Annotated in this window: 11 protein-coding genes; 1 reads left to right on the forward strand and 10 read right to left on the reverse strand. The window is 53.7% G+C overall.

Going from position 1 to position 12,133, the window contains the following annotated elements; translation table 11 throughout:
• Positions 1-81: 81 nt before the first annotated feature.
• From BBD38_RS12000 to BBD38_RS12010, 3 genes are all read right to left on the reverse strand, one after another.
• Complete coding sequence (locus tag BBD38_RS12000; RefSeq protein ID WP_066688549.1) at positions 82-1,110, reverse strand: LacI family DNA-binding transcriptional regulator; 1,029 nt, start codon at positions 1,108-1,110, stop codon at positions 82-84.
• Positions 1,111-1,173: 63 nt separating this feature from the next.
• Positions 1,174-3,087, reverse strand: a complete 1,914-nt coding sequence (locus BBD38_RS12005; RefSeq protein ID WP_082989657.1) for an oxidoreductase — start codon at positions 3,085-3,087, stop codon at positions 1,174-1,176.
• Positions 3,088-3,321: 234 nt separating this feature from the next.
• A complete protein-coding gene (locus BBD38_RS12010) occupies positions 3,322-3,732 on the reverse strand; it encodes a PaaI family thioesterase (protein WP_066688554.1) in 411 nt (136 codons plus the stop codon).
• 262 nt (positions 3,733-3,994) lie between these two features.
• On the opposite strand from BBD38_RS12010, the gene deoC reads away from it, so the two are divergent.
• Entirely contained in the window at positions 3,995-4,696 is a 702-nt protein-coding gene (gene deoC / locus BBD38_RS12015; protein ID WP_066688561.1) for a deoxyribose-phosphate aldolase, read from the forward strand.
• A gap of 53 nt (positions 4,697-4,749) precedes the next feature.
• Here deoC and BBD38_RS12020 read toward each other — a convergent pair whose 3' ends face one another.
• The 7 genes from BBD38_RS12020 to BBD38_RS12050 all read right to left on the reverse strand — a co-directional run bounded on the left by BBD38_RS12020 (position 4,750) and on the right by BBD38_RS12050 (position 12,115).
• On the reverse strand, positions 4,750-6,012 hold the full coding sequence (locus BBD38_RS12020) for an O-acetylhomoserine aminocarboxypropyltransferase/cysteine synthase family protein (RefSeq protein ID WP_066688562.1): 1,263 nt from the start codon (positions 6,010-6,012) through the stop codon (positions 4,750-4,752).
• Positions 6,013-6,159: 147 nt separating this feature from the next.
• Positions 6,160-6,894: an elongation factor P 5-aminopentanone reductase gene (ymfI, locus tag BBD38_RS12025; protein ID WP_066688563.1), complete on the reverse strand. Its 735-nt coding sequence runs from the start codon at positions 6,892-6,894 to the stop codon at positions 6,160-6,162.
• 60 nt (positions 6,895-6,954) lie between these two features.
• On the reverse strand, positions 6,955-8,862 hold the full coding sequence (locus BBD38_RS12030) for a DUF2207 domain-containing protein (RefSeq protein ID WP_066688565.1): 1,908 nt from the start codon (positions 8,860-8,862) through the stop codon (positions 6,955-6,957).
• 61 nt (positions 8,863-8,923) lie between these two features.
• Positions 8,924-9,496, reverse strand: a complete 573-nt coding sequence (locus BBD38_RS12035; RefSeq protein ID WP_066688567.1) for a LemA family protein — start codon at positions 9,494-9,496, stop codon at positions 8,924-8,926.
• Positions 9,497-9,532: 36 nt separating this feature from the next.
• Positions 9,533-9,877, reverse strand: a complete 345-nt coding sequence (locus tag BBD38_RS12040) for a cupin domain-containing protein (protein WP_066688571.1) — start codon at positions 9,875-9,877, stop codon at positions 9,533-9,535.
• 166 nt (positions 9,878-10,043) lie between these two features.
• Positions 10,044-11,321, reverse strand: a complete 1,278-nt coding sequence (locus tag BBD38_RS12045) for a homoserine dehydrogenase (RefSeq protein ID WP_066688573.1) — start codon at positions 11,319-11,321, stop codon at positions 10,044-10,046.
• Between the two features lie 32 nt (positions 11,322-11,353).
• The gene (locus BBD38_RS12050; RefSeq protein WP_066688575.1) at positions 11,354-12,115 is read right to left on the reverse strand and encodes a type III pantothenate kinase; all 762 of its coding nucleotides are present in this window, start codon (positions 12,113-12,115) and stop codon (positions 11,354-11,356) included.
• Positions 12,116-12,133: the final 18 nt, after the last annotated feature.

The following is a 12,133-nucleotide window of genomic DNA, read 5'->3' on the forward strand; positions in this document are numbered from 1 at the left end:
TTCCAAAACGTTTTATGTTTTTTATTTATGTATATTATGATTATTTTCCAAAACGTTTTATATTTTTGTTTAAAAAATTTTCTACGGGCGCGTGGTGCTGCGCACCAACAAGCTGGGGGATATGCACACCGGAGACAGCCCGGCCGCTTTTTCCGGATGCTCGATCAGCGAAATCAACCGTGATACGGCCTCGTAGCCCATACTTGAAACATCTACATCTATTGTGGAGAGGCGGGGAAACACACATTTCGATACGTCCATTCCGTCAAACCCCAGGATCGAAACATCCTGCGGGATTTTGAGGCCCATTTCATGCGCCGCCGTAAGCACGCCTGTAGCCATATAATCATTCGCGCAGAATACGAAGGTAGGCTGCCCCGCATTATCCGACAACACTTTCTTCATCGCATAATATCCTCCTTCATGCGTATAGTCGGAATAAACAATTCCCTGCTCTTCAAAGCGGATTCCCCTTTCGAGCAGCCCCGCGATGAAGCCCTGTTCAATCATGGCCGCGCTGATATGCTCCTCCGGCCCGTTGATAAACAGAATGCGGTCATGGCGCCCGGCACACTGCGCCGCAAGCTTCCCGCCTGCAAAATTATCAATATACACCTTATGCATATCCGAGACTTCCGCCCAGGGATTGACCATCACGAAAGGATAGCTTTCATCCTCGAGCAGTTTGAGGAAATCACAACGGAATTTATATTGCGGGATAACGATAATCCCGTCTGTCGACCGCCCAAATACCTTTTGTTCAAAATAGTCGCCCTCACGTATATCCGCCCAGAAGGCTGTTTCAAATTTGATCGAATAATCATATTTTTGCGCACACAGCATCGCGCCTTTCAGCATCTGGTAATAGTAGGAAATATCCTCTGTCATATCTCCCACGCCGCGGAAATTAAGCACAAGCAGCGTCAGGTTATGCGTCTTTTGAGTGATTAGGTTCCGTCCGTTGATATTAACGTAATAATGGAGCATCTTCGCGGCATCCAGGACCCGCTGCCTGGTGTTTTCATTTACCTTTTTTCCATTGAGGGCATGGGATGCTGTTGTGATGGATACCTTCGCTAGTTCCGCAACGTCTTTTAAAGTGGCAGGCATACTGCTCCTCCTTCATGGATATGTATTTATTATCCTACACTTTAAAAGAGATTACAACCTGAATTATTGGATTTTACAGGCCGCTTCATATGCCTCCCTGATGGCTGTAACCGCGTTTCCGACCGCGTTTGCGTCGCCGATCCGGATCACATTTCCAGCCTCGCCCAGGACGCTTTTTCGTTTAACGTACCGCGTGCACAAAACCACGTCGTCTCCCGGTTCCAGGGGAAGCGCTTCCCTTTCGAGCAGGATGCTTTCCCCGATTTCGCGTATATGTCCATGAAGATGAATTGTTACCCCCGCGCCGCGCAGTTCCTGTTCAAGCGCGGCGCAGATGCTTTCGTCCCCATATTTTTCATAAAATTTATCCCGCATGACAAGCGTAACGTCTTTTCCCTGCGCCGCAAGAAATGCAGCGGTATTTGCCGCACACCCACCAAAATCGCATACAAAGACTTTGCCGCGCGCCTGCTTTTCCCCGCTTAAAACCTCGCTTTCAAGCAAAACACGCGCGTCCGTATGAATCGGTATATCGGGGAAGGCGGGCTGCGCTCCTGTCGCGTCTACGACCAGGTCGTATTTCCCCGGCTCCGTTATTTCCGTATTCAGCAGTATTTTAACGCCGTGCGCTTTTAATTCCTGTTCCAGATGGAAAACCAGGCTTGCATATTCCTGCTTATGGGGCGGGACCAGAGCGAGGAGCCACTGTCCCCCGAGCTTGCCGCTTTTTTCCGCCAGCGTCACGTAGGCACCGCGCGCCGCCGCCGTTGCGGCAAACCGCATGCCGGAGACGCCCCCGCCCATAACCAGGATTTTGTAAGAGGAATATAGGTCTTTGGGTACTCCCAAATGTTCATTTCCAGTCAATGGATTCACAAGGCAGCCAATCGGTTTCCCGGAAAACAGGTTTCCATTGCATGCCTGCCGGCAGCCAATGCAGTATGCGATTTCACCAAGTCGCCCTTCCCGCGCTTTGTTTGGCATATCCGGGTCCGCAAGGGAAGCGCGGCCCATGGCCACAAGGTCGGCCTCGCCGCCCGCGATAACCCCTTCCGCAAGCAGCGGGTCATTCACGCGCCCGACCGCAATCACGGGGACGGAACACGCCTGTTTGATGACCGCCGCATACTTTACCATATTTGCATGATCTTCATGGTAGGAGGCCACCATGTGGCCGCCTGAAGCAAAAACACCGAATGAAACGTCGATTGCGGCCGCACCGGCTTCTTCCAGCAGCAGGCAGAAGGCTTTCATATCCTGAACGGTAAGTCCCCCGTCCACCAATTCGTCGGAGGAAATCCGGCAAAATACAGGCATCCCGGGCCCGACGGCTTCACGCACCGCTTCGACTGTCTCCAGCATAAACCGGGCCCGGTTTATCATAGGCCCCCCGTAAAGATCGGTTCTTTTATTGGAAAACGGCGACAGGAATTCATCAATCAAATAACCATGCGCGCAATGAATTTCCACCGCGTCGAACCCGGCTTCTTTTGCGCGCACGGCCGCCGCCGCAAATTCCCGCACGATTTTACGGATTTCTTCCACAGTCAGTTCGCCGGGCTGTTCTTCTATGGTTGGGTCCTGGAAAGGGGACGGCGCCACGTTGGGCACTCCCGTGATTGCGCTGCTGGTTTCCCGGCCCGCATGATAAAGCTGCGCTGCGATCCTGGCCCCCGCCGCGTGGACGCGTATGACGGTATCCTTCAGCCCGTCCCTCTGCGCATCATTCCACAAACCGCCATTAAGCGGAAATGCCCGCGCTCCTTTGCATACGCCAAAATTTTCCGTAATTAACAGGCCGAAGCCACCGCGGGCCCGCGCTTCCATATAGGCCGCGTATTGCTTTGTCGCAACGCCTTCGGGCGTGAACATATTCGACACCATCGGCGGAACAACAAATCTGTTTTTTAGTTTTAATGAACCAATCGAAATTTCTTGAAAAACATGTTTCAGCATTATTTTTGATCCCCCACCCATTTGATTTCCCTTTTGACCTCATCATATACCAAAATGTTTTTGTTGTAAACATATATTTTACTTTTATAAAGCTGTTTTTTGCATACGAAAACGTTTTGGATATTGACGTTATGCAATAAAAATTTCTGTCATTTTTCCAAATATATTCCCGTAAAACTGGTTTTTGGGGGAATTTTTGTTCTTTTAAAACAAAAAACCAGGGATAACCCTGGTTTTTTCCGCTTCTGTTTGATCTCAGGTATCCAGCCCGATACTCCCATCTTTTATAAAACCGGAAACCGTCATAAAGGCCACCGGCGTTCCCGCATCGTCTGTGATTTCGACCTCGTAAAGGCATGTTTTCCGCGTGGACGCGGTTTCTTTTGCCCGCGCGATCAGGCGCCTGCCCTTCGGCGGACGCACATACGTGATATTGTTGTTCAGCGACACCACATTGCCATGCTTACAGTTTGCCGCCACCGCAAACGTAAAATCCGCAATGGTGAAAATCATTCCGCCCTGCACCACGTTTCCCGCGTTGAGGTGCTGTTCCCTGATTTCCGCCGTACATTCGCAGGTTCCGGCATCCGCGCTCTCAATTTCAATTCCAAGCGCCTGCACGAACCTGTCCTGCCTGAAAAATTCTTTTACCCGTTCTATATCCATAGCTGCCTCCTCGTCCTGATGTTTCATACAAAAAGATTATACAACAAAATACTGAAAATTTCTTCTGCTTATTCATTGACAACACCTCGTTCCCGGTCTATGATAGTATTGTTTTACAGCAAGTTCAGCGCCGCGCACCACGCGGCGGACAGCATTTCCCTGTAAACGGCTGGCAGCGGACTGTTTTGCCGCGGGGCACACGCCGCGCAAACCGCAGCAAGGCCAGCAAATAAAACTGTTTGAATCATCGGAGGATCACATTATGGTTTCTTTGGAAACGCTGCCGGATATGATTGACATTACGGCAGTCGCCGCGGATACGCGCCTTACGGACGTAGACCGCATTTGCGATATTGCAAAAGCGTATCATTGCGCTTCCACAATTACATTGCCGTGCTACCTTGCGCGCACCATGAAAAACACAATCGGTTACGATCTCCTGCACGGGTCTGTAACGGGCTTTCCTTACGGCGGGGAGCTTACGTCCACAAAGGTTTACGAAGCAAAGCAGCTGGAGCTTCTGGGGGCCCAGGAGATCGATATGGTTATGAATATCGGCGCCTTCCTTTCCGGGAACCTGAAATATACCAAGCAGGATATTACGGCGGTATGCGAAGCCGTAAAGGTTCCGGTGAAGGTAATCATCGAAACGGCGCTTCTCACGAACGACCAGATTGCCAAGGCATCCGAGCTTGCCGCCAGCGCGGGCGCGCCGTGGGTGAAAAGCAGCACCGGCTTCCACGGAAAGCCGACGACGGTGGAAATTGTCCGCATCATGAAGGACGCCGCCGGGGAAAACGTTAAAATTAAGGCTGCCGGCGGTATCCGCGACCTCGATACGATGCTGGAAATGGCGGAGGCCGGGGCGGAACGGTTCGGCCTTGGGGGGCGCAGCTGCGAAACTATTTTCCGCGAGCTTGACAAACGGCTCGGGCGTGAAAACCTGATGGGATATATTGAATAAAATAGCCGGAGAAAATAAAAAATGACTGGCCTTTTGGCCAGTCATTTTTTTCTTTACCGAATTGCTGCAAAGCCTTTTTCAAGGTCTTGGATGATATCGCCGATGTCTTCGATGCCTACCGAAAGGCGGATCATTCCCGGCGTGATGCCCGCGTCCACCAGTTGTTCATCCGAAAGCTGGCGGTGCGTCTCGCTCGCGGGATGCAGCACGCAGGTCTTTACGGTCGCCACGTGCACCACATTGGAAGCCAGCTCAAGGCTGTCCATAAATTTCACTGCGGCGTCCCGCCCGCCCTTAAGCGAAAAGGAAATGACGCCGCTGGCGCCGTCCGGCAGGTATTTCTGCCCGAGGTCATAGTATTTATCTCCTTTGAGGCCGGGGTAATTGACATACTCCACATCCGCCTGCGCCGCGAGGAATTCCGCCGTCTCCTGCGCATTCGCGCTGTGGCGTTCCATCCGCAGGGCAAGCGTTTCAAGCCCGAGGTTCAACAAAAACGCGGCGTGCGCCGTGGGGCTGGCGCCGATATCGCGCATAAGCTGCGTACGCGCCTTGGTGATATAGGCCTGCCTGCCGAATGCTTCCGTATATACAACGCCGTGGTAGCTTTCGTCCGGCTCGGTGAGGCCCGGATAATCCTTCCAGTCGAAGACGCCGCCGTCGATCAGCACGCCGCCAAGCTGCACCGCGTGCCCATCCATGTATTTTGAGGTTGAGTGCGTCACGATATCCGCGCCGAACTCGAACGGCCTGCACAGGACAGGCGTTGCAAAGGTATTATCCACGATGAGCGGAACGCCGTGGCTGTGCGCAAGGTTTGCAAAGCGCTCGATATCGAACACGGAGATTGCCGGATTGGCAACCGTTTCGCCGAAAACAAGCTTGGTATTCGGGCGGAACGCTTTTTCAATTTCGGAATCCGGCGCGTCCTGGTTTACGAACGTACATTCGATTCCCAGCTTCTCGAGCGTCACGCCGAACAGGTTGATCGTCCCGCCGTACACCTCGGAAGCGCACACCATGTGGTCGCCCGCGCCCATGATATTGAGCACCGCGATCATATTCGCGGCCTGGCCGGAGGATGTGCACATCGCGCCCACGCCGCCTTCGAGCGCGGAAAGCTTTTCTTCCACATACCCTACCGTCGGGTTGGCGAGCCGCGTATAGAAATATCCCGCGGCCTTAAGGTCGAAAAGGTCGCCGATATGCTCCGTGGAATCGTAATTAAAGGTCGTGCTCTGGTAAATCGGAAGCGCGTGCGGTTCCCCGTCCTTCGGCTTCCAGCCTTCATGCAGGCATTTTGTATTTATTTTCATGTTTGACTCCTCCTGCTTCTGTTTCCAATATCATATCACAATTGCATTCTTTTTTCTTCAGAAAAGAACCCGTGCTTACCAAATATCCGCGGATGAACAAATATGTCCTGCCGCGGAACAAGGCGCAATCATTATTAACTATTCATTTTAAATGACGAGTCCGCCGTTGGGGCTCAGCACCTGCCCGGTGATAAAGCGTCCGCCTTCTTCCGCAAGGAACAGCACGGCACGCGCGATATCTTCCGGCGTTCCAAGGCATCCGAGCGGGGTTTCTTCCCGCAGTTCCTGCCGGGCGCAGCCGTCAAGCCCTGCGGTCATATCCGTTTCGACCACCCCGGGCGCAACGCAGTTGACCCGCACCCCCGAAGGCCCGACCTCCTTGGCAAGCGCCTTGGTGAAGCCGATCACCGCCGCTTTCGAGGCGGAATAATGGACCTCGCACGACGCGCCCGCAATTCCCCAGATGGAGGAAAGGTTCACAATGCATCCGCGCTTTGCGCTGACCATGCCCGGAAGCACGGCCTTCGTGCACAGGAACATGCCCTTGACATTGACGTCGAACATATGCTGCCATTCCGCTTCCGTAATGTCCGAAAACAGCTTCTGCTGCGCGACGCCCGCATTGTTTACAAGGGCGTTTACGCCGCCGAAACGCCCTTCGGCCTCCCGCAGCATTTTTGCGACCTCCCGCGCGTTTGAAACATCCGCCCGGAAGATATCCGCGCTTACATGCATTTGCCTGAGCTCGTCGAGGAGCGCCTGCGCTTCCCCTTCGCTCTTGTTATAATTTGCCGCAACACACCAGCCCGCCCTGCCGAATGCGAGCGCACACGCCCTGCCGATCCCGCGCGACGCGCCGGTGATAAGAACCGTTCCCTTCATACCATTCTCCAGCTTTGTGATTGTTTGCCCCCGGCCTGCGGGCCAAAAGGCATTCGCCGCTTACCAGCTTCCGCCGCCGCCTCCGAAACCGCCGCCGGAAAATCCGCCGCCCGAGAAACCGCCGCCACCGCCGATTCCGCCGCCGCCTCCGAAACCGCTTCCGCCCGAGCTTTTGGTGACCATCATGCTTTGCTGCGTATAATACAGGTTGTTTGAAATCGTGCTGGCAAACCAGACCGTCGTGAATACGGAGCCGTTATAACCGTAATACCAGCTTGGCGGCGCGACCGCGATGCTTTCAAACTGCTTGGCCCATTTATCCGTCACCCCGAGCACGTATGCATAGGGGAGGATGCTGTAAAAATATTGAGGATCGCTCTCCACAAGCATTTTAAGCTTATCCGCTTCCACCGTTTCAATGAAATGCTTGAGGCCGAGAATACGGCCCGACCACTGCGCGCCGCGCTCCGTGCGCCGCCGCATCCCCGCCGCGAGGATCATCCCGATGACTGTCGCCGCAAGGGGCACGATTGTCCACATGCCGAAGGCATCCGCGCTGAACAGCGCCATAATTCCAAGGAAGGCCGCAATCAGGATAATATTTACAATCATGAAGCCCGTCTTGGTGGAAAGCTTTTCCGATTTCCATTTATGGATATTCGTGCACAGCATGGAGGTGAATACACTTCCAAATATGCACGCGATGATCCCTGAAAAGACTGCCGCGAAAGGATCGAATTCCTCGAGATAGTTGGCAAACCCGAACATCAGTACGGCGGGAAACGCCGCGAGCACGCCCGCGATTTTCTGCCTGCGCACCGATTTTTTCGTAAATACAAGGTTTTGCTCCATCTGGTATTTATCCCTGATGCGGTCCTTTACCGCCGCAATCGTGGACGCGAACTTATATTGCATATCCTTGACGGCGACGCTGTCCCTTCCCGCAAACATTTTATCGAACAGTATCCGTTCGTAATCGTTCGCCGTATCCGGCAGGTCCTTCAATTTTTGGAACCGCAGGTTTTTCTTATCCTCCTGGTGGATTTCAAGGTTGCCCTGGTCCGCCCAGTAGATGAGCAGCGAGACCGCGTCCTTATCCTCTACCACGCCGTCGATGATATATCCCACGTCTGCCGAATTCATGCCCTCCGGCGGATAAAATTCGACCGTCTGTACCTCGCGCTTTTTTTCGCCCGCGGTCACGTACATCAGGAATACGATGGTAAGGACGGCAAGGCCGCCGATGATCCATGGGAATATCTGGCTGTGCGGATCGCGCGCGCCGACATAATAGCCGTCCGGGAGCTCTATACGGATGTTGACGCCTTCGTACGGCGCAATTTGCTGGTTGATTTCGCCCGTGACCGTATTTCCGTCCACCTGGTATTTGAGCGCGTCCATATTATAGCCGGAGGTTCCATAGGAACCCGTGGAAAAGCCGACGCTGCCCGCGTCGAACTCTTTGGGCATATGGATGTTAAACGAAAAATGCTCGATCGGCGCCGCCCACGACGGGGCGATCAGGTTGAAATAAAATTCGTCGAACCCGGATTGGCCGTCGTCGCCCGGGTCGAACAAATAGCCGAAATGATACTCCTTCGTTCCCGTTACATATTGATCCGGGTCCCCGATTTTAATGACAAAGGTGTCCCCATTCCTATCCGTATCGTATTGCCCGTCCGCGAATACGCCGCTTACAAGCACCTGGTATGTGTCGTTGTAAACCTTCCCGTCATGCCTGCGGGAAATTTCAGCGCGCGTCGGAACGTCTACGCGGAGACCGTGGGCCGGCGTCATCCAATTGACAGTCATCGTATCTTCAATACTGTAGGTATTATTTTCATGCACCGTGATTTCGCGGTGGTAATCCTCGATGACATAGCTGGCATCCGCCGCGAACCCGGCAGCCGGAACGGCCGACAGGAGAAGGACAAGCAGCACTGTCAAAACCAATAAAAATTTTTTCATAATTCCTCTTTAGGCAAAATCGCAGCCGCAAAAGCGGCTGCGCATTTTGTTTTTATGTTGTTTAGAACTGCACCTTCACGTTTTCGCGTTCCGCTTCGTTCGATACCTCGAACATCGGCTGCTTCGTGAAATTGAACTTTTTGGCAATCAGCCGCGTCGGGAAGGTTTCGAGCTTGGTGTTGAACATCCTTACGTTCGCGTTATAGTATTTGCGCGCGTTCGCGAGGTCTGTTTCCACCATGTTGAGCTGGTTCTGCAAATCGAGGAAATTTGTGTTCGCCTTGAGGTCCGGGTATGCTTCCGCAACCGCGAACAGGCTCCTGAGCGTCCCGGAAAGGATGTTTTCATTCGCGAGCCGTTCCTCCGTTGTGGAAGAATTTGCCACGCTGTTCCTGGCCGCCGTTACTTCGTCGAGCGTCCCGCGCTCGTGCGCCGCATAGCCCTTGACCGTTTCCACAAGGTTCGGGATCAGGTCAAACCTCTTTTTGAGATAAACATCGATCGTCGCAAATGCCTCTTCGATGCCGTTCTTCATCTTGATGAAGTTATTGTAAGCGACAATGTACCAGATTACAATGATGACAACAATGGCCACCACCACACCGATTAATATCCAAAGCCATGTCAAATCCATCAGATTTCTCCTTTCGGGAAAATTCCCATTTGAGCGTTAACCCTTTACAATGATTGCATGGAACACCAGTTCCCCGCCGCCCGTATTCTTAAGGCCGTGCATTTCCCCGTCGTAGCAGATCGTTACGTCGCCTGCCTTGACGGGCACTGTTTTGCCGTTGTCGTTATACTCGCCGCTGCCCTGCGTCAGGCAATAGATTTCCGCCTCGCCGTGGTGCGGATGATCGCTTACCGTGGCGCCCGGCTCGAGCGTGATCGTCGTGAGGAGCGAAAGGTTCGGGCACATTTTTTCGTCCCCCAGCCAGTTGTAAAGCTGCGCGTTTCCTTTGCCGTCCCCGCCAAGCTTATCCGCGTTTACCGCCTCGTGTTTTCCAATAATCATTCCTTATTCTCCTATCTGGTTATTAAGTTAGCCTTGATGTCCTTTTAATACCGCCGCGCGGGAACCGTCCAATTCGGCCATGCCGCAAGGGCGTGGACAAATTGCGATGGGACCCGGCGGTTCTTTTTTCCTCCGTCCCGAAGCACCGCGGTGCATTGCGGGACAATTATTTTTCAACGCGGATGCAGTTAGGAACGCCGACCACCGCGTCGAGCTCCTTGATTTCTTCGATTGCCTGGCGAAGGTCGAGCTCGTGCGCCGGATGCGTTACCATAATCAGCGGCGCGCTTATTTCGCCCGGCTTCGCGCCCTTCTGGATCACGCTTTCGATGCTTACGTCGTGCTTCCCGAAAATCCCCGCGATTTTCGCAAGGACGCCCGGCTTATCCTGCACCTCCGTACGGATGAAATATTCGGTCAGCCAGTTGTCGTTGAATTTTACCTGGTCCGCCTCATAGGTGTTTTCAAACGTCGCATAACGCGGATTATCCGCATGGTGCACCGCATAAACCATATCCGACACAAGCGCGCTCGCCGTCGGGAAGTCTCCCGCGCCCTTGCCGTACCACATCATCTCGCCCACGGCGCTTCCGTTGATAAAGATGGCGTTGAACGAACCCTTGATGCTCGCAAGGGCGTGGTCCTTGCCGATCATCGTCGGATGCACGCGCACCTCGATGCTGCCGTCCTTATCCTTCTTGCCGATGGCCAGCAGCTTCACCACATAGCCGAGCTCCCGGCCGATGGCGATATCCGCCTCGGTGATTTTCGTGATGCCCTCGCAATAGATTTTATCCACGGGCACGCGCGCGTGGAACGCCATGGATGCAAGGATTGACAGCTTATACCGCGCGTCATATCCCTCGACGTCGCTTTCCGGGTTTGCTTCCGCATAACCAAGCTCCTGCGCTTCCTTGAGCACGTCGGCAAAATCACGGCCCTCGTCGTCCATTTTCGTGAGGATATAATTCGTCGTCCCGTTGACGATGCCGTATATGCGGTCGATGCTGTTTGCCTGCATGGAATCGTTTAACGCCCGCAGGATCGGGATGCCGCCGCCCACGGCCGCCTCGAAATAGAACCCTGCGCCGCTGCGTTTCGCCGCCGCTTCAAGGTCCGGCCAGTTCTGGGAAATCATGTCCTTGTTGGCGGAAACCACGGTTTTCCCCGCTTCGAGCGCCTTCAGGATAAATTCCTTGGACGGGTGCTGCCCGCCCATGACCTCGGCCACAATGGAAATCTCCGGATCGTTCACAATCTCGTCGATATCCTTTGCTTTCTTTTCTTCCGGCACATCCACCGCATAAGAGAGGGCCAGCGTCTTTTTGACCTCGAGGCGGATTCCGTCCTTGTGCTCGATGTTTTTGCCTTCCCGTTCAATCAGCTGGTAGATGCCGCCGCCGACGGTACCCATGCCGAGAATTGCCACTTTTACGTCTTTCATATTCCTTACTCCTTCACCTGCCGGGCCGCGCCTCAGCAATTTTTCATATAAATCTTATTGAGACCGATCAGCGTAAGCGTCGGTATGATCTCGTCGATACAATTCGTCTCCTGCGCGATCAGCCCGGAAAAACCGCCTGTCGCCACGACCTTTGCGCCGCCCATTTCGGCCTTCATCTTTTCCACGATATACTGCACCTGCCCCACATAGCCGTAGATGATGCCCGACTGCATGGACGTAACCGTCGTTTTGTTGATGACCGTTTCCGGGCGCTTGAGCTCGATACGCGGCAGCTTGGCGGCGTTTTCCGTCAGCGCGTCGGACGCGATCCGCAGCCCCGGGCAGATGGCCCCGCCGAGAAAATCCCCTTTTTCGGAAATTGCGCCGAAACTCGTCGCCGTGCCGAAGTCTATGGTGATGACCGGGCCGCCAAAAAGTTCAAAGGCCCCGACCGCGTTCACAATGCGGTCCGTGCCGAGTTCCTTGGGGTTATCGTACTTTATATTGATCCCCGTTTTGATGCCCGGCCCCACAAACATCGGCTTTTTCTTGAAATACTCGCGCGCCATGTGGTCGAGCGTATAGTTGATGGACGGAATGACGGACGAAATAATAATCCCCTCCACGTCCATCGGCGTGTGCTCGAGATAACTGAAAAAATCAATCATCTGGATTCCGTACTGGTCGGACGTTGCGTCGATGTCCGTCGTCATACGGAACGAATGCACAAGCACATTTCCCTGGAACATTCCGCACTTGATGTTGGTGTTGCCCACATCCATCACAAATATCATCTGCTGTAAAGTCTCCTT

Source organism: Christensenella intestinihominis (genome assembly GCF_001678845.1).
GTDB lineage: Bacteria > Bacillota > Clostridia > Christensenellales > Christensenellaceae > Christensenella > Christensenella intestinihominis.